The sequence below is a fragment of the Rhodopseudomonas sp. BR0G17 genome (assembly GCF_010907025.1).
Lineage (GTDB): Bacteria > Pseudomonadota > Alphaproteobacteria > Rhizobiales > Xanthobacteraceae > Rhodopseudomonas > Rhodopseudomonas palustris_H.
In genome coordinates this window covers 186,887-203,859 of record NZ_QUML01000002.1, presented here as the reverse complement: position 1 = coordinate 203,859, position 16,973 = coordinate 186,887, and the positions used below count along the sequence as shown (strand labels likewise).

The window sequence follows — 16,973 nt, the reverse complement described above, 5'->3', positions numbered from 1 at the left end:
TGAGGAGTGACGCGGTATGACGCAGGTGACCCCCGCGCTGATGATCCAGGGCACCTGCTCCAATGCCGGCAAGTCGACGCTGGTGGCGGGGCTGTGCCGGGCGCTGGTGCGACGGGGGCTCAAGGTAGCACCGTTCAAGCCGCAGAACATGTCGAACAATGCTGCGGTGACGGTCGATGGCGGTGAAATTGGTCGGGCGCAGGCGGTGCAGGCGCGCGCCGCCAGACTGCCGCCGACGGTGCATATGAATCCGGTGCTGCTGAAGCCAGAGACCGACACCGGCGCGCAAGTGATCGTACAAGGCAAACGGTTTGGCAGGCTCGGCGCGCAGCACTTCCTCGACAAGAAAGCGGCGCTGCTGCCGCACGTACTCGACAGCTTCGCGAGGCTCGCACGCGAGGCCGACATCGTGCTGGTCGAAGGCGCCGGCTCGCCGGCGGAGATCAATCTCCGCGCTGGCGACATCGCCAATATGGGGTTCGCCCAGGCCGCGAACGTGCCGGTGGTGGTCGCCGGCGACATCGAGCGCGGCGGTGTGATCGCGAGCCTCGCCGGCACGCATCTGGTGCTCGACGATGCTGAGCGGGCGCTGGTGGCGGGCTATCTGATCAACAAATTCCGAGGCGACGTCCGGCTGTTCGATCATGGGCTGACGGCGATTACCGAGCTGACCGGCTGGCCGTCGCTTGGCGTTGTGCCGTGGCTGCCGTTGGCCGCACTGTTGCCGGCTGAGGACGCGGTCGATCTCGACCGGGCGCAAGCATCGACCGCCAAGCGCGTCATCGCCGTGCCGATGCTGGCGCGGATTGCCAATTTCGATGATCTCGATCCGCTCGGCATGGAGCCGGGCGTCAAGCTGGTGTTCGTGCCGCCGGGCACGCCGATCCCGGCCGAGGCCGACGTTGTGATCATTCCCGGCAGCAAGTCGACGCTCGGTGATCTCGCATTTCTGCGTGCACAGGGCTGGGATATCGATATCGCCGCGCATGTCCGCCGCGGCGGTCATCTGCTCGGGCTGTGCGGCGGCTATCAGATGCTCGGGCGCAGCATCGCCGATCCGGATGGCGTCGACGGCGCGCCCGGCACGGTCGAAGGGCTCGGTCTGCTCGACACCGTCACGATCATGCGGGGCGACAAGTCGACCACGCTTGTCCGCGGCGTCCATGTTGCGACCGGCGCACCGGTCGAAGGTTACGAGATTCATCTCGGCCGCACCGAGGGCCCTGATTGCGCGCGGCCGGTGGTGACGATCGACGGTCGGCCCGACGGTGCGATTTCAGGCGACGGCCGGGTGCAAGGCACCTATCTGCACGGCCTGTTTACGAACGATGAGTTTCGCCGTGCGTGGCTCGCCGGTCTCGGCATCGCCTCGCAGCTCGCTTACGAGTCCCAGGTCGAAGCCGCTCTCGATGCGCTAGCCGATCATCTCGAAGCGCATCTCGATGTCGACCGGATGATCAGAATGGCGCGAAGCCGTCAGAGTACGAACGCCAGCGCCGCGTAGATCGCGGCCTGCAGTGCGCAAGCTGCAATCATCACCCGCAGCGCGCGGCCGATATCGGCCGGGGTTGCTTCGCTGCGCGCTTCGGCGTTGAGATAAGGATCGTCGGTGATCTTGCCGCCGTAGCTGCGCGGGCCGGCGAGCGCGACGCCGATCGCCGCAGCCATCGCCGATTCCGGCCAGCCGGCATTCGGCGAACGATGCTTGCCGGCGTCGCGCCGCATCACGGCGATTGCTTGCTTGACCGAACCACGGACGATCGGTGCCACCAACGCGATCAGCAGGCCCGACAGTCGTGCCGGAATCAGATTCAGCACGTCGTCGAGCCGCGCCGCGGCCCAGCCGAACGACCGGTGCAGCGGCGTCAGATGTCCGATCATCGAATCGGCGGTGTTGATGGTCTTGTAGATCAGCAGACCCGGCAGCCCGAGCAGCGCCAGCCAGAACACCGGCGCGACCACGCCGTCTGAAAAATTCTCGGCGCTGGATTCGATTGCGGCGCGGCAGACACCGGCTTCGTCCAGCGTCTGCGGATCGCGGCCGACGATCAGCGATACTTTTTCGCGGGCTTCCTTCAGGCCTCCGGACGCGAAGGCGTCGCGCACCCGTGCGACGTGGTCGTACAGGCTGCGCTGCGCGATCAGCGTTGCGGCCAGCACGGCCGCGATCACCCAGCCGCCAGGCAACTGTCGCAGCGGCGCTTCGAGCAGCAGCCCGACCAGGCCGGCGACCGCGATCAGGAACAGGACTGCGACGATGCCGGCGACTTTCTTGGTCGTTTCCGACCAATCGTCGCGGTTGAGCGTGCGGTCGAGCCAGCCGATCATCGTGCCGATCAGCACCACCGGATGCGCCAGGCGCTTCCACAGCCAATCGGGATCGCCGATCAGCGCATCAAGCACCAGCGCCACCACGACGATCAGCAGCGCGTGGGAATCCAGCAACATGTCAACGCTCCACGCGGATCAGTTCCTCGGTCAGCCGGGCGAGCGCGTCAGCGAGCATCGGCCCGCCGCACACCGTCAGCCGCTCCGGCACCGTAATGCGCTTCGACGGCGGATAGAAGCGCTGCAGCGCCGGATGCAGCACGAAGGCACGGCCTTCGTCCTCGGCGAAATCGCTGTCTTCCGAGATCAGCAGAAAGTCCGGCCGTAACGCCACCACCGCTTCCAGCGACGCGAAGCCGCCGCGTTGCAGGCCGAGGCCGCTCGCAGCATTGCGCAGCCCGACAGTGTCGAGCAGCGTACTGATCAGGCTGTCGCGCCCCGATACCCAACCGCGCCGCGCCAGCGGCAGCACGGTGAGCTTCGTTCGCGACGCGGCCTGTTTGGCGCGCGCCACCGCAGCGTCAATGCGAGCGATCGATGCGTCGGCCCGCTCAGGATGGCCCAGAAGATCGGCCATCTGCCGGATCTGCGCTTTGGACTCGTCGATCGTCTTCACCGAATCGAACTCGACGATGCGTTGGCCCATCTGCTTCAGGAGTTCGCGCGTCGCGCGTTTGGTGTATCGGCCGCCGACCACGAAGTCCGGCTTCAGCATCAGCACGTCTTCGGCTTCGCCGGACAATTGCGGAAATCGAGCCGCTTGTGCGGCAAGGAAGGAGCGATCGGCGTCGCGTGCATAGGGGCTCAGCCCGAGGATCTGATCGGGATCGGCGAGCGTCAGCAGCAACTGATCGGTGCAGGCATTAATCGACACCACCTTGGGCGCAGCGGCTGCGCTCGCGTCAGTTGCGAGGCTCGCAACTAACAGCATCATCAATCCGGCTAAAAAGCCGCCGAGCCTCTCGCGCTTTGGTCGCGATGGTGGCAAGACACGGTGATGAAGCACGGCGGCGATCTTACAGCGGCGATAGCGCGGCATGGCGGCGATGCTGCCGACTGGCTCGATCTCTCCACTGGCATCAATCCGCGTCCCTGGCCGATCCCAGACGTTGCCGCGGATGCTTGGGAGCGTCTGCCGTCGCAGGCCGACGAGACTGCGCTGTACGATGCCGCGCGCCAAGCCTACGAGGTGCCGGAGGAGTCGGGCATCGTCGCTGCCGCCGGCACGCAAGCGCTGATTCAATGGCTGCCGTATCTCGCGGCGCCGGGCGGTGTCGCCATTGTCGGACCGACTTACGCGGAGCATGCGCTGGCTTGGCGGAATGCCGGGCGCGAGCTTGTCGGCATCGCGTCGCTCGATGAGATTCCCGAGCAGGCCCGTCACGCGGTGGTGGTGAGTCCGAACAATCCGGACGGCCGCATCGTCGAACCCGAGACCTTGCGCCGTGCCGCCGCGCAGCTGCGCCGACGTGGCGGTTGGCTGGTGATCGACGAAGCCTTTGCCGATGTCGATCCGTCTTTCACTGCGGCCGTCCTGACGCCCGAGCTGCCGATCGTCGTGCTGCGCTCGTTCGGCAAGTTCTACGGCCTTGCCGGCGTCCGTCTCGGGTTTGCGATCGCGGGTGAGGTGATTGCGAGGCGGATCGCGCTGGCGCTCGGGCCGTGGAGTTGCTCCGGGCCGGCGCTGCGGATCGGCGCTGCGGCGCTGCGCGATCAGGCCTGGGCGATCGAGATGCGCGACGAGTTGCGCGAACAGGCGGCGCGGCTCGACGAGGTGCTGCGCGGCGCCGGCCTCGACACCGTCGGCGGCACGCCGCTGTTCCGGCTGGCGCGTCACCCCGAGGCGCATCGGTTGCATGAGGTTTTGGCGAAGCAGCGGATCTGGTGCCGAAGGTTCGACTGGGCGGACGATCTGCTCAGGTTCGGCCTGCCTGCCGATACCGCCGGGCTCGATCGGCTCGCTGCCGCCCTCGCCGTGGCGCTGTAGCGGCGGCACCGTCAGGTTCCGGACCACGGAAGGATCACGCCAGTGTCCTGATACTGTGCCCGGTAGGCGCTGACGCGAAACACCTGCTGCATGATCTCGTCCGACAAGGCTTCGCTCGGCGCGCCATGGGCGGCGAGCCGGCCGCTCGCCATCACCAGCACGGTATCGGCAAAGCGCGCAGCGAGGCCGAGATCGTGGGTGACGACGATCACCAGCGTGCCGGCGTCGGCGGTGGTTCGCAAGGTCTGCATCACGTCGAGCTGGTAGCGCGGGTCGAGCGAGGCGGTCGGCTCGTCGGCGAGCACCACCGGCGCCTCGACCGCCAGCACCCGGGCGAGCGCGACGCGGCTGCGTTCGCCGCCGGACAGTTCGGTGACGATGCGGTCCGCGAACTGCGCGACGTCGGTCTCCGCCATCGCCCGCGCCACCGCCTCGGCGTCATGCGGCGACAGCCAGGCCGGATCGGTGGCGCCGTGCGGAAACCGGCCGAGCGCGACGACGTCGCGCACCGGTAGCGGCCAATGCACCAGATGGCCCTGCGGCAGATAGCCGAACCGCTTGGCGCGCTCGCGCAGTGGCATCGTCGCCAGCGCCTCGCCGCCGATGGTGATCTCGCCTTGGGCGTCGACCAAGCCGGCGAGGGCGCGCAGCAGCGTGGTCTTGCCGGCGCCGTTTGGGCCGACCAGCGCCACCAGATGCCCGCGCGTCAGCGACAGCGACACCCCACGCAGCACTTCGCGGCCGGAGAGCGAGACGGCGAGGTCGCGCGCGGTGAGGAAGGCGGCACTCATGCGACGCCTCCACCCAGCGCGCGGCGTTCGCGCACGATCAGATACAGGAAGAACGGCACGCCGATGATCGAGGTCAGCACCCCGACCTTGATGTCGGTGCTGGCCGGGATCAGCCGCACCGCGATGTCGGCGGCGAGCAGCAGCGCCGCGCCGGCGAGCGCGCTCGGCAGCAGCACGCGGGCGGGATCGTGGCCGATCAGGGGGCGCACCAGATGAGGCGCGACCAGGCCGATAAAGCCGATCGTGCCCGACACCGAGACGGCGCCGCCGACGCCGAGCGCGGTGCCGGCGATTACGATCAGTCGCAGCCGGCCGACGTCGATGCCAAGACTCTGCGCGGTCTCTTCGCCGAGGCTGAGGGCGCGGAACGCGGCGCGCTGGCTGAACAGCAGTACGCCGCCGGCGACGATGAACGGCAGCGCCAAGACGACATGGCGGAAGCTGCGGTCTTCCAGCGAGCCGAGCAGCCAGAATGCGATTTCCAGGCTGGCGAATGGATTGGCCGACAGGTTCATTACCAGCGCGGTGGCGGCGCCGGCGAGCGCGGAGATCGCCAGCCCAGCGAGGATCAGCAGCAACAGGCTGGCGTTGCGCCCGGCGATTGCCAGCAGCACGAACACCGACACGAACGCCATCGTAATCGCCGCCACCGGCAGTGCGAAGGAGCGGACGTCGGCGAGCCCGAGCGAGATGATCAGCACCGCGCCGAACGCGGCCGATTGCGGTGCGCCGAACAGCGACGGCGACGCCAGCGGGTTACGGAGCAGGCCCTGCAGCGCCGCGCCGGACAGGCCCAGAATGCCGCCGATCGCCAGCGCCAGGATGGTGCGCGGCAGCCGGATCTCCTGCACGATGATCTGCTGCACCTCGCCGCCGAGCCCGACCAGGGCCTGTACCACGGTCAGCGGCGACAGCTTGACCGGTCCCACCGCGAGCGATCCGATCGCCAGCAGGGCCACGAGCACCGCGAGCGCCGCGGTGACCACCGCCGCGCGCGAATTCGGTCCGGAACGTCGGGTCATACCGCGCTCATTTCTGCACGGCCGGGGCGGCCTGGTCGAGCCGGTGATAGCCGTTGAGGCGATAGATGATGGTGGACACGATCCAGCTCGCCACGAACAGCGCCACTATGCCGTAGCCGAGCGCGCCGAAATTGGAGTTGAGCTCTTCGATCCACTCCCAGAACGCGCCTTCGAGATGAAAGCGCCCGGCGAGCAGCCCGAGCGTCTCGATGCCGCCGATCAGCAGCGCCACCAGCACCGACACGGTGGTGATGGTCATGTTGTAGTACAGCTTGCGGATCGGGTTGCGATACGCCCAGCCATAGGCGCCGAGCATCAGCACGCCGTCGAGGGTGTCGACCAGGGTCATGCCGGCGGCGAACAGCGCCGGGAACACCAGGATCGACCAGTGTGAAATGTTGCCGGAAGCGTTGGCGGCCAATCCGAACAGGCTGATCTCGCTGGCGGTCTCGAAGCCGAGCGCGAACAACAGCCCGATCGGAAACAGCTGCCAGCTCTTGGAGACGAAGCGGAACAGCGGCCGGAACAGCCGCGCCAGCCAGCCGCGCTGCTGCAGCAGTTCGTTGATGTCGTCGTCGTGCACGATCTCGCCGGCCTTGGCCTTCTTGAACGCGCGATACACGCCGCTCAGCACCGACAGATTGGCGATGGCGATCGCGAACAGAAACAGCGCCGACGCCGAGGTGCCGATCACCCCGCCGATTTCGCGATAGCCCGAGAACCGCTCGGTCAGCGAATTGGCCGCGATCGCGATTGCCAGCGACGCCACCAGCACCACGGTGGAATGGCCGAGCGCGAAGAACAGCCCGACCGCGACCGGCCGCTTGCCCTCCTGCATCAGCTTGCGGGTGACGTTGTCGATCGCCGCGATATGGTCGGCATCGAGCGCGTGGCGGAGACCGAGGCTATAGGCCAGCACCGCGGTGCCGATCAGCACCGGCTCGCCCGCGAAGGCGGTCAGCGCCCAGGCCCAGGCGGCGAGATTGGCGAGCACCAGCCCGCCGAGCACGGCGATCAGGCGGAGGCGGAATCCATCGGAAGAAGCGGGCAGAACGAGATCGGTCATGGCGGTCTCCGGCCGGTGAGCAGCATCCTGTCACCTGTGCGGCGGACCGCTCCAGCCGCGCGCGCCGCACGGTGGAAGATGACGTGCTCAGGCCGGTCTCCTGGCTCACGGGTCGTCGCGATCCTTCGCCTTCCCGGGCAAGTGCCGCCCAGTGGCTGATTGAAGGATCGCTCGCCGCTCACAGTTGCGGGCGCAGCGCCGGATTTGGGTTTGCGGCCATAAGCTTGGCCCGCACCGGCTTCCCTGTGCCGGACGATTCCCGGCACACCTGAACGGGCGCGATCAAATGGAAGCGGGCCTGCTTTGTCAATCGCCGCCTTGGTCGGGCGGCCGACGGTTCAGGCGGGCGTGCTGAGCTTCAGCCCGATCATGCCGGCCACGATCATCGACAGGCACAGCACCCGCACGCCGCTGGCCGGCTCACCGTAGAGCGTCATCCCGACCACGATGCTGCCGGCGGCGCCGATTCCGGTCCAGACTGCATAGGCGGTGCCGAACGGCAGCGATTTCAGCGCGATGCTCATCAGGCCGAAGCTGGCCAGGATCGCGGCCAAGGTCACGACCGCGGGCCAGAACCGGGTGAAGCCCTCAGAATGCTTCAGGCCCAGCGCCCAGACGATCTCCATCAGGCCCGCGGCAAACAGCGCGAGCCAACCGGTCATGGCTTGTTGCGCGGCGGCAGCGTCAGCACGGCGCGCTGCGCATAGCCGCGATATGGCCGCTCGAACCGCAGCCCGGCGCCGGTACGGGCCGCGACCTGCATCAGCACGGCTTCCAGGCTGTCGCGCGGGGTGACGTCGAACAGCGTCAGCCAGCGCCGCAGCAGGTTGCGCGCCACCGAAGGCAGGCCGCGCTGGTCGCCGAAATCGACGATGTGCAGCTTGCCGCCGGGCTTCAGATTGGCGACGGCGCGATCGATCACCGCGGTCCAGTCCGGGATCATCGACAGGCTGTAGGAGATCATGACGTGGTCGAAGCTGACCGCCTGGCCGAACACCGCCTGCGCGGTGAAGGCGGTGGCGTCGCCGTGCGCGACCTTGACCCGCGACATCAGCCCGGCGCCTTCGATCGAACTGATCGCCGAGGTCAGCATCTCGGTCGACACGTCGAGGCCGTAAAATTTCGCCTCGCGGTACCGCGTCGCCGCCTGGATCAGGTTGCGGCCGGTGCCGCAGCCCACTTCCAGCACGGTTTCGCCCGCCTTCGGCTGCAGCTCGGTAATCAGTTGATCGCGGCCGAGAAGATAGTACCGGCGGGTCAGGTCGTAGATGTGCCGTTGATAGCGGTACATCCGATTCATCCGCGAGGTCGCGTCGACCGGCCACGTCGGATCGGCGGTGAGTTCGTGGTGCGTCAGCTCGGTGCGCGGAAGATCGGTGCGAGTGAGCGTCGTCATGGCCTGCCACCCTGGTTCGGCATCATCCGCCTTCCATCGCGATTTCAGGCGACAGGGTGATGACAAGGGAGACGGCACTGATCAGTTCCCTGCTGTCGCAAAACTGCAGTGTTGCGCAGCTAATTTGGATCGATTGCCGAGTCGAGGATTTGATGAACACGCAGCAACTGATCGCGGACGCCGTCCGCAACAGCAAGGATCGCAGCGAGTCGACGCTGTGGGACGCTTTGTTTTCGATCTGGTTTCGCCGCCTGGTCTATACCCAGATCTGGGAAGATCCCGAGGCCGACCTCGCGGCTCTGCAATTGCCGATCGGCTCGACGATCGTGACGATCTCGTCGGGCGGCTGCAACGCGCTGTCCTACCTCACCGCCAAGCCGGCGCAGGTATTCGCGGTCGATCTCAACGAGGCACACCTGGCGCTGCTCAAGTTGAAGCTCGCCGGCCTGAGGGCGCTGCCGGACTACGCATCGTTCTGGCAGTTCTTCGGCGAGGGCACCGCGGCCGGTAACGCCGACCTGTATCGCCGGCGGCTGCGCCCCGCGCTCGATCTCGACGCCCGGGGCTTTTGGGACGAGCGCGACTTCCGCGGCCGGCCGCGCTACCGTTACTTCACCGACGGGTTCTATCGCCACGGCGCGCTCGGCCGCTTCATCGGCTTTGCGCATCTGCTGGCGAAGATCGCAAAGATCGACCTCAACGTGCTGCTGAAGGGCGCGCTGGACTCGCCGGAGCGGCAGGCGGCGCTGCAGCGCGTCGACCGGCTGTTCCACTCGCGGTTCGCCCGCATGCTTACCCAGACCCCGGCGCTGCTGTTCAGCCTCGGCATTCCGCCGCAGCAGCGCGAACTGCTCGGCGGCGACCAGCCGCTCAACGAGGTGCTGCATCAGCGCCTGCTCCGGCTGATCGACGTCTATCCCAACGAGACCAATTACTTCGCCTGGCAGGCGCTGAGCCGCAGTTACCCGGGTCCGGGTGACCGCTGCCTGCCGCTATACCTGCAGGAGAGCCGCTATCAGCAGATGCGCGCCGGCGCCGGGCTGGTGATCCCGGTGCACGAGAACCTGCGGGTGTTCCTGGAGAGCCTGCCGGCCCGCCAGATCGACGCCGTGGTGCTGCTCGATGCGCAGGACTGGATGGCGCCGGACGAAATCCGCGCGCTGTGGGACGCGATCGACCGCGCCGGCAAGGATCAGGTGCGGGTGATCTTCCGCACCGCCGGCGCAGAATCTCCGCTGGAGACCGAGCCGCTGGCTCCGCTGCAACAGACTTGGCAGCGCGATGCCGAACGCAGCGCCATCGGTTTCGACCGCGACCGCTCCGGCATCTATGGCGGCTTCCACTGCTATACGCGGCGGTCGGGGGTCGGGAGCTAGGCAGGACTACTGATAGGGTTCGTCCGAGGTTGAGGGCGGGCCGAACGAGTCCAGGCTCATTGATGGCAAGTTTCGCGTTTTGCGGCGGCCGGCTCCATGCCGATCACGCTGCATTGATTCCACCGCACAGGTACATCGCCGGTTGCGGACTGAGGACGGCGCAGCAGACGCGAGCACGCCGGCCCCTGTGCTGCTGAACTCATCGACGGCTGTGGAGCCGAACATGGGGCATTCGGGTCGCACCGATGCGGGCGCGACTGCCGCCGTCCAGATCAAATAATATTTGACTGACAAAGTCTTAGGTCGGGGGACTCTAACCGAGAGGGGCGTCCCGGGTATCGGTATTTACTGCTTCTTAAACAAACCGCTGGGACCAGCTTCGACCGACTTTCAAGTGCGGACGTTCACGCGGTCGGCTTAAGCATTGCTTAGCGGTGCCTCTTCAACATCCACTGCTACAACGTAGCAGAGAGAGCGTTCGTTGCTCTTCTCTTCTCGGCCTTCACTCCATCGAAATGACGCCCGCTGGACCAAAGCGACTGGGATGGAAGTCATGTCTGACGCCCTGTTGTCTCGCTTCGTTCGAGATCGCAAAGCGAACATCGCCGTCATTACCGCCCTCGTGATGATTCCCATCGTCTTTCTGCTCGGCATGACGCTCGACTTCACCCAGGCGCTGCGCAAGAAGCAGCAACTCGACGCCGCCGCTGACGCGGCCGCAATCGCAGCCGTTCGTCCGGCCATGCTGATGCAAACCGACGCAGTGGCACAAAACACCGCCTATGCGATCTTCATGTCGACCGCCAACCGACTGGCGTCCGGGTTGGCGTCGGTGCCGACGCCGACCATTACGATCACTGACGTGGGGCTTCAGCGCACCGTTAAGGTGTCCTACAACGCCGCATCGCTGAACAACTTTCCCCAGCTGCTCATGAACAATGTGTCATGGGCGATCAGTGGTGCATCGACGGCGCAGGCGTCCAGTGCGCCAAATATGAATTTCTATCTCTTGATGGATGATTCGCCGTCGATGGGCATCGGTGCGACTGCGACCGACATCAGTAATCTGATTGCCGCCACTGCTCCGAAGTACCAGAAGGCGTCATCCTCGCAGAACTGCGGCTTCGCCTGTCATGAAACGAATATCGCCCATGACGGCGGGACCAAGGATAACCTCGCCATCGCGCGAGCCAACAACATCACATTGCGGATCGATCTGGTGACCAGCGCCGTCAATCAGCTGCTCAACACCTGGTCGAATTGCCCGCAGTCCGGAATCTCGGGGGGAGTCATGCAGTGCATGTCGGCCCTGAACAATACCTCGTATCGAGCGGCGCTCTATACGTTCGATTTGGGCCTGAATACGTTGGCGTCGCTCACCACCCCGACGAAGGCTGGCGCCCAGGTTTCCAACATTGCGCTGATGCCCGTCGCTTATCAGAACTGCGTGGCTTCACCGAGCAACTGCAAGACCGACAACGGCACGGATATCGCGGGGGCTCTCACCAGCCTCAACGGCATCATGCCGAGCCCGGGCCTTGGCAGCAATGCTTCGGGCGATACGCCACAGGAGGTCGTCTTCCTCGTCACCGACGGCGTGGAGGACAAGATCTCCTCGTCCTGCCCCAACGGCAGCTATGCCTCCAACAGCCGCTGCCAGCAGCCGCTCGACACCGCAATCTGTGCGACCATCAAGAACCGGGGCATCAAGATCGCGATCCTCTATACGGAGTATCTGCAGCTCAAGACCCCCAATGTCCCGGTGACGGACAATTGGTACATGAGTTGGATCGATGCTTACGACGAGCCGACGTCTTCGACCGGCGCTATCGCGCAGAATCTGCAAGCCTGCGCGTCCCCAGGCTTCTTCTCAAACGTCCAAACCGGCGGCAACATCACGCAAGCCTTGACGGATTTGTTCCTCAAGGTCGCGTCGAGCACTGCCAGCCTCACGCAATGAGAAAGCCGCTATGGCCCGATTTGGACTAAGAGCAATCAAACAGGGTCGGGGTCGTATCGGTGCCTTCGCCAAGGATCGCGCAGGCGCCACCGCGGTGGAATTCGCGCTGATCGCCACGCCGTTCTTCGCGATCATTGTCGCGTTGATCCAGACTTTTCTGTTGTTCTTTGCGCAGTCGGTTCTCGAAAACACGGTTCGGAAATCGGCCCGCCAGATCCTGACCGGCCAGGTTCAGGCGCAGAATGTCAGTTTGACGCCGGCCGCGTCGGCTGCCGCCTTCAAGCAGACCGTCTGCACCAATGCCAATGTGCTCTTCAGTTGCTCGGGGCTGATGGTCGACGTCAACGTCGCCAACGATTGGTCGGCGGCGAATATAGCCATGCCGGCGCTGACCTACGACAGCAACGGCAACGTCAACAACAGCTGGCAATTCAACCCGGGCCACGCCGGCGACATCGTCGTCGTCCGGGTGATGTATCTCTGGCCGATGTTCTTCGGACCGATCGCCTTCAATCTGGCAAATCAGCCGAACGGATCCCGCCTGATCATGGCGTCCGCAGCGTTCCAGAACGAGCCTGCCAACCCCTAGAGGTCCCGCCCATGATCCGCCGATCAGTTTCCGTCAGGAGTTTGCAGGCCGACGTTGACGCCGTGGCCGCAACCGAGTTCGCGATCGTGGTGCCATTTCTGCTGGCGCTGTTCATCGGGGGAGTCGAGCTCGCGAACGGAATGGCGATCAGCGTCAAAGTCAGCGCGACGGCTCACTCCGTGGCCGACATGGTGACGCAGAACACCTCGCTCAGCACCTCATCGATGCAGAATATCCTCACCGGAGCGAGCGCAACAATCGCGCCGTATTCCATCAGTGACAGCAGCGGCAAGTCACTTCTGACCGTCACCGTGTCGGAGGTTTCCAGTGACGCAAACGGCAACCTGACCCTGCAATGGAGTCGGTCTTATAACGGCGCCACCTTCGGGTCGGGAAGGACCAGTCTGTCCGGCCTGACGGTGCCGACCTCGCTGAACGGGACCGTCGGCAACGCAGCCAATCCGAACAACCAGAACGATCAGGTATCGTTCATCGTGGGAGAGGTCACGTACGCCTATACGCCCAATCTCGGGTTCACGATCAGCGGCACCGTCAATCTGACGGATACGGTGTGGATGTTCCCGCGCTGCTCCACCGACAGTCCGGCCAATTCGAGCGGCCCCGCCTATTATGACGTCAAGTACTCCACTTCGACGACGACGTGCACGTGTCTCCAGCATTTGCAGTATAAGAATTGCTAGCCAGTCTCGCGTCGGGCTGCGGTCTTGCAGGTCTTTCTCCGTGAGAACGTTTTGATTGCGCGCTGCGCGGGCGATGGATCCGCGGGTCAAGCCCGCGGATGACGGCTGTGGAGTGGTGGTTGCTTAACGACCGTCTTCGTCAGTGTTAGCCCGTCGCGACTTTGCTGCAGTTGCACAAGGAGAGACGAGGGGATCGGCGAAGCGGCGATCGCTGAGTGCCTAGCCGAGCGCCCTATGCGAATGGCAGCTCGATCGTGTCAGCTTGATCCATCTCAATCCGCGATTCCGGCTGTCAGTTAGTTTGCCGATGACGAAGCGTGGCGCGGATGGTTCGTGCTTCCCGCGCCGGCAGCGTCTCTCCCCAGACTGGCCCCGCGCTCCCGATGCGCAACCGGGAGGCGGGGTTATTGTTGTCCGGCGGCGCAAGGCCTGCCTCGCCTGGGCCGCCTTGCCGAATGCGTCCTGATCGGGCAAGACTCTTGAAATTCACCAGAATTTCCAAGAGGCCGGTTTGATCGACAAGCTCGAGCTGCTACTCGCGCTCGCCAAAGAGCGGCATTTCGGCCGCGCCGCCGAGGCCTGCGGCGTGACTCAGCCGACGATGTCGACCGGCATCAAGCAGCTCGAAGAGATCTTGGGCGTGATGCTGGTGCAGCGCGGCTCGCGGTTTCTCGGCTTCACGCCGGAGGGCGAGCGGGCGCTGGAATGGGCGCGCCGGATCGTCGCCGACAGCCGCGCCATGCGCCAGGATATCGGTGCGCTGAAGGCCGAGCTGTCCGGCGAACTGCGGATCGCCGCGATCCCGACCGTGCTCGGCATGGTGGCGCAGCTCACCACGCCGTTCCGCGCGCGGCACCCCAACGTCCGCTTCAGCATCCTGTCCTGCACGTCGTCCGAAGTGCTGGGCTTGCTCGAAAACCTCGAAGTCGACGCCGGGCTGACCTACACCGAGAACGAGCCGGTCGGTAAAGTCCGCAGCGTGCCGCTGTATCAGGAGAGCTATCGGCTGATCACCTCGCCGGACGGGATGTTCGGCGATCGCGATCAAGTGACCTGGCGTGAGGTCGGTCAGGTTCCGCTGTGCCTGCTGACGCCGAACATGCAGAACCGCCGCATCATCGACCGCGCGCTGCGCGCCGCCGGCACCACTGCACAGCCGACGCTGACGTCAAATTCGATCATCGTGCTTTACACCCACGTCAAGACCGGACGCTGGGCGAGCGTGATGCCGGCCAAGCTTGCCGAGACGCTCGGGCTCGGCGACGAAGTCCGCACCATTCCGATTGTCGAGCCCAAGGTCGCCTACAGCATCGGCCTCGTCGTGCCGCCGCGCGAGCCCTACACACCGCTGGTCGCCGCCCTGATGCAGGTGGCCCGCGAGGTCGCCCCGACGCTGCAGAGCTGATCGCGGGCGGGCCTGTCCGTCATTGCGAGGAGCGAAGCAATCCAGGGGCTCGCTCCCCAGGCCAGCTAGGTGTGTAACGGCCACCACGAGTCATTCCGGGGCGCTCACGGAGTGAGCGAACCCGGAATCTCCTGGCTTCACAACTGCGAGATTCCGGGCTCGCCGCTGCGCGGCGCCCCGGAATGACGGGGAGGGCGATGGCGGCCCCGTGTCGTTATGGTTGCCCCTTGTCGTTGCGGATTCCTTATCGCAGCATTGGACTGCTTTATTGATCTTTTGAACAATTCTTATTCTCATCCGGCGATCCACGACGACGAAGAGCGCCGATGCAATACGAACCATGGGAACCCGCCCGCGCGAGCGAAATCATCGCCGGGCTGACGCACAAGGAAGGTGCGACGCTGCTGATGCTGCACGCGTTGCAGCAGGCGTTCGGCTATGTGCCGCAGGACGCCGAGCCGATGATCGCGCAGGCGCTGAACCTGTCACGCGCCGAAGTCCATGGCGTGCTCACCTTTTATCCGGACTTCCGCCGTGAGCCGCCGGGCCGCCACGTGCTGAAGCTGTGTCGCGCCGAGGCTTGCCAGGCTGCCGGCGGCGACGCGCTGGTGGCGCATGCGGAGGCGCGGCTCGGCGTGACCTTCGGGGCCACCACCGCGGACGGCGCAGTGACGCTGGAGCCGGCCTATTGCCTCGGCCTGTGTGCCACGGCGCCGTCGGCGATGATCAACGAGCGCGTGATCGGCCGGCTAGATGCCGGCAAGCTCGACGCTCTGTTGGCGGAGGCCCAGCGATGAGTTTGCGCATCTTCATTCCGCGCGATTCCGGCGCGCTTGCGGTCGGCGCTGACGAGGTCGCAGCCGCGCTGCTCGCGCAGGCGCATGCGCGCGAGCTGCCGGTCGATCTGGTCCGTCCCGGCTCGCGCGGGCTGTACTGGCTCGAACCGATGCTGGAAGTCGATACGCCGGACGGCCGCGTCGCCTATGGGCCGGTGTCGCCAGCCGATGTGCCGGCGCTGCTCGATGCGATTGTGGCGGGCGAGCCTTATCCGCTGCGGCAGGGGCTCACCGAGGAGATTCCGTGGCTGAAGCGGCAGACCCGGCTGACCTTTGCGCGCTGCGGCATCGTCGATCCACGCTCGATCGATGATTATCGCGCCCATGGCGGCTATCGCGGGCTCGAACGCGCGTTGAAGATGAGTTCGGACGCGATCATCGACGACGTCGTCAAATCCGGCCTGCGCGGCCGCGGCGGCGCCGGCTTTCCGACCGGCACCAAGTGGCGCACCGTGGCCCAGGCCGGGCGCGGCCAGAAATACATCTGCTGCAACGCCGACGAGGGCGACAGCGGCACCTTCGCCGACCGGATGCTGATGGAGGGCGATCCCTTCATGATCATCGAGGGCATGACGATCGCCGGCATCGCGGTCGGTGCCACCAAGGGCTACATCTATATCCGCTCGGAATATCCGCATGCTGTCGAGGCGATGAACGCCGCGATCGAGGCGGCGCGGCGCACCGGCTATCTCGGCGAGCACATCTGCCACTCGACGGATTCGTTCGACATCGAAGTGAGAGTCGGCGCCGGCGCCTATATCTGCGGCGAAGAGACCTCGATGCTGGAGAGCCTCGAAGGCAAACGCGGCACGGTGCGGGCGAAGCCGCCGCTACCTGCGCATAAGGGCCTGTTCGGCCGGCCGACGGTGATCAACAACGTGCTGACCTTCTCGGCGGTGCCCTACATCCTCGATGGCGGCGCCCAGGCCTATGCGGATTGCGGCATGGGCCGTTCGCGCGGCACCAAGCCGATCCAGCTCGGCGGCAACATCAAGCACGGCGGGCTGTTCGAGGTGGCATTCGGGATCACCCTCGGCGAGCTGGTTGACGAAATCGGCGGCGGTACGCTGAGCGGTCGCCCTGTGCGCGCCGTTCAGGTCGGCGGCCCGCTCGGCGCTTACTTCCCGCGCGCGCTGTTCGATACGCCGTTCGACTACGAAGCGTTCGCCGCGCGCAGCGGCATGGTCGGGCATGGCGGCGTGGTGGTGTTCGACGACACCGTCGACATGGCCAAGCAGGCGCGGTTTGCGATGGAATTCTGCGCGCACGAATCCTGCGGCAAGTGCACGCCGTGCCGGATCGGTTCGACCCGCGGCGCCGAGACCGTCGACAAGATCATCGCCGGTGATAAGCCGGCCGCGAACATCGCCGTGCTCGAAGACCTCTGCAACACCATGAAGTTCGGCTCGCTGTGTGCGCTAGGCGGCCTGACGCCGATCCCGGTGCTGTCGGCGCTGACGCACTTCCCGGAAGATTTCGGCCTCGCGCCGCGCCGGCTGCAGGCCGCGGAATAAAG

At 65.8% G+C, this 16,973-nt stretch carries 16 protein-coding genes and 1 riboswitch; of the genes, 9 read left to right on the top strand and 7 right to left on the bottom strand.

What is annotated here, in order from left to right:
* The first annotated feature begins 16 nt into the window (after positions 1-16).
* Positions 17-1,504, top strand: coding sequence for a cobyric acid synthase (locus DY467_RS03000; protein WP_164633974.1), 1,488 nt, complete (start codon positions 17-19; stop codon positions 1,502-1,504).
* Here DY467_RS03000 and cbiB read toward each other — a convergent pair.
* Both cbiB and DY467_RS02990 read right to left on the bottom strand, forming a co-directional pair.
* Complete coding sequence (gene cbiB, locus DY467_RS02995) at positions 1,477-2,448, bottom strand: adenosylcobinamide-phosphate synthase CbiB (RefSeq protein ID WP_164633973.1); 972 nt, start codon at positions 2,446-2,448, stop codon at positions 1,477-1,479. The two genes, DY467_RS03000 and cbiB, sit on opposite strands and share 28 nt — an antisense overlap.
* 1 nt (position 2,449) lies before the next feature.
* The gene (locus tag DY467_RS02990) at positions 2,450-3,262 is read right to left on the bottom strand and encodes an ABC transporter substrate-binding protein (protein ID WP_164633972.1); all 813 of its coding nucleotides are present in this window, start codon (positions 3,260-3,262) and stop codon (positions 2,450-2,452) included.
* A gap of 63 nt (positions 3,263-3,325) precedes the next feature.
* Here DY467_RS02990 and cobD point away from each other — a divergent pair, with 63 nt between their 5' ends.
* Positions 3,326-4,315: a threonine-phosphate decarboxylase CobD gene (gene cobD, locus DY467_RS02985; protein WP_164633971.1), complete on the top strand. Its 990-nt coding sequence runs from the start codon at positions 3,326-3,328 to the stop codon at positions 4,313-4,315.
* Between the two features lie 11 nt (positions 4,316-4,326).
* Here cobD and DY467_RS02980 read toward each other — a convergent pair whose 3' ends face one another.
* The 5 genes from DY467_RS02980 to DY467_RS02960 form a co-directional block, all read right to left on the bottom strand.
* A complete protein-coding gene (locus tag DY467_RS02980) occupies positions 4,327-5,106 on the bottom strand; it encodes an ABC transporter ATP-binding protein (protein ID WP_164633970.1) in 780 nt (259 codons plus the stop codon).
* A complete protein-coding gene (locus DY467_RS02975) occupies positions 5,103-6,128 on the bottom strand; it encodes a FecCD family ABC transporter permease (RefSeq protein WP_164633969.1) in 1,026 nt (341 codons plus the stop codon). The genes DY467_RS02980 and DY467_RS02975 overlap by 4 nt, the downstream gene beginning before the upstream one ends.
* A 7-nt stretch (positions 6,129-6,135) precedes the next feature.
* On the bottom strand, positions 6,136-7,194 hold the full coding sequence (locus DY467_RS02970; RefSeq protein WP_164633968.1) for a HoxN/HupN/NixA family nickel/cobalt transporter: 1,059 nt from the start codon (positions 7,192-7,194) through the stop codon (positions 6,136-6,138).
* 73 nt (positions 7,195-7,267) lie between these two features.
* Positions 7,268-7,481, bottom strand: a riboswitch (cobalamin riboswitch).
* A 51-nt stretch (positions 7,482-7,532) separates the two neighbouring features.
* Entirely contained in the window at positions 7,533-7,856 is a 324-nt protein-coding gene (locus DY467_RS02965) for a DMT family transporter (protein WP_164633967.1), read from the bottom strand.
* Positions 7,853-8,590, bottom strand: a complete 738-nt coding sequence (locus DY467_RS02960; RefSeq protein ID WP_164633966.1) for a class I SAM-dependent methyltransferase — start codon at positions 8,588-8,590, stop codon at positions 7,853-7,855. Before DY467_RS02960 ends, DY467_RS02965 begins: the two co-directional genes overlap by 4 nt.
* Before the next feature lie 152 nt (positions 8,591-8,742).
* Between DY467_RS02960 and DY467_RS02955 the strand changes: the two genes are divergently transcribed.
* The 7 genes from DY467_RS02955 (at position 8,743) to DY467_RS02925 (ending at position 16,971) form a co-directional block, all read left to right on the top strand.
* Positions 8,743-9,966, top strand: a complete 1,224-nt coding sequence (locus tag DY467_RS02955) for a BtaA family protein (protein ID WP_164633965.1) — start codon at positions 8,743-8,745, stop codon at positions 9,964-9,966.
* A 553-nt stretch (positions 9,967-10,519) separates the two neighbouring features.
* A complete protein-coding gene (locus tag DY467_RS02950) occupies positions 10,520-11,926 on the top strand; it encodes a TadE/TadG family type IV pilus assembly protein (RefSeq protein ID WP_164633964.1) in 1,407 nt (468 codons plus the stop codon).
* 10 nt (positions 11,927-11,936) lie between these two features.
* Positions 11,937-12,515, top strand: a complete 579-nt coding sequence (locus DY467_RS02945) for a TadE/TadG family type IV pilus assembly protein (RefSeq protein ID WP_164633963.1) — start codon at positions 11,937-11,939, stop codon at positions 12,513-12,515.
* Between the two features lie 11 nt (positions 12,516-12,526).
* Positions 12,527-13,216 carry a TadE/TadG family type IV pilus assembly protein gene (locus DY467_RS02940; RefSeq protein ID WP_164633962.1) on the top strand — a complete coding sequence of 230 codons (690 nt, stop codon included), beginning with the start codon at positions 12,527-12,529 and terminating at the stop codon, positions 13,214-13,216.
* Positions 13,217-13,727: 511 nt separating this feature from the next.
* Positions 13,728-14,621, top strand: a complete 894-nt coding sequence (locus DY467_RS02935) for a LysR family transcriptional regulator (RefSeq protein ID WP_107342917.1) — start codon at positions 13,728-13,730, stop codon at positions 14,619-14,621.
* A 326-nt stretch (positions 14,622-14,947) separates the two neighbouring features.
* A complete protein-coding gene (locus DY467_RS02930; protein ID WP_164633961.1) occupies positions 14,948-15,418 on the top strand; it encodes a formate dehydrogenase subunit gamma in 471 nt (156 codons plus the stop codon).
* Positions 15,415-16,971, top strand: coding sequence for a formate dehydrogenase beta subunit (locus DY467_RS02925; protein WP_164633960.1), 1,557 nt, complete (start codon positions 15,415-15,417; stop codon positions 16,969-16,971). Before DY467_RS02930 ends, DY467_RS02925 begins: the two co-directional genes overlap by 4 nt.
* Positions 16,972-16,973 lie beyond the last annotated feature (2 nt).

Excerpts from the sequence above, each read along its gene's own strand:
- DY467_RS03000 (WP_164633974.1), top strand. The coding sequence starts at position 17 with ATGACGCAGGTGACCCCCGCGCTGATGATCCAGGGCACCTGCTCCAAT.
- cbiB (WP_164633973.1), bottom strand. The coding sequence starts at position 2,448 with ATGTTGCTGGATTCCCACGCGCTGCTGATCGTCGTGGTGGCGCTGGTG.
- DY467_RS02990 (WP_164633972.1), bottom strand. The coding sequence starts at position 3,262 with ATGATGCTGTTAGTTGCGAGCCTCGCAACTGACGCGAGCGCAGCCGCT.
- cobD (WP_164633971.1), top strand. The coding sequence starts at position 3,326 with ATGAAGCACGGCGGCGATCTTACAGCGGCGATAGCGCGGCATGGCGGC.
- DY467_RS02980 (WP_164633970.1), bottom strand. The coding sequence starts at position 5,106 with ATGAGTGCCGCCTTCCTCACCGCGCGCGACCTCGCCGTCTCGCTCTCC.
- DY467_RS02975 (WP_164633969.1), bottom strand. The coding sequence starts at position 6,128 with ATGACCCGACGTTCCGGACCGAATTCGCGCGCGGCGGTGGTCACCGCG.
- DY467_RS02970 (WP_164633968.1), bottom strand. The coding sequence starts at position 7,194 with ATGACCGATCTCGTTCTGCCCGCTTCTTCCGATGGATTCCGCCTCCGC.
- DY467_RS02965 (WP_164633967.1), bottom strand. The coding sequence starts at position 7,856 with ATGACCGGTTGGCTCGCGCTGTTTGCCGCGGGCCTGATGGAGATCGTC.
- DY467_RS02960 (WP_164633966.1), bottom strand. The coding sequence starts at position 8,590 with ATGACGACGCTCACTCGCACCGATCTTCCGCGCACCGAGCTGACGCAC.
- DY467_RS02955 (WP_164633965.1), top strand. The coding sequence starts at position 8,743 with ATGAACACGCAGCAACTGATCGCGGACGCCGTCCGCAACAGCAAGGAT.
- DY467_RS02950 (WP_164633964.1), top strand. The coding sequence starts at position 10,520 with ATGTCTGACGCCCTGTTGTCTCGCTTCGTTCGAGATCGCAAAGCGAAC.
- DY467_RS02945 (WP_164633963.1), top strand. The coding sequence starts at position 11,937 with ATGGCCCGATTTGGACTAAGAGCAATCAAACAGGGTCGGGGTCGTATC.
- DY467_RS02940 (WP_164633962.1), top strand. The coding sequence starts at position 12,527 with ATGATCCGCCGATCAGTTTCCGTCAGGAGTTTGCAGGCCGACGTTGAC.
- DY467_RS02930 (WP_164633961.1), top strand. The coding sequence starts at position 14,948 with ATGCAATACGAACCATGGGAACCCGCCCGCGCGAGCGAAATCATCGCC.
- DY467_RS02925 (WP_164633960.1), top strand. The coding sequence starts at position 15,415 with ATGAGTTTGCGCATCTTCATTCCGCGCGATTCCGGCGCGCTTGCGGTC.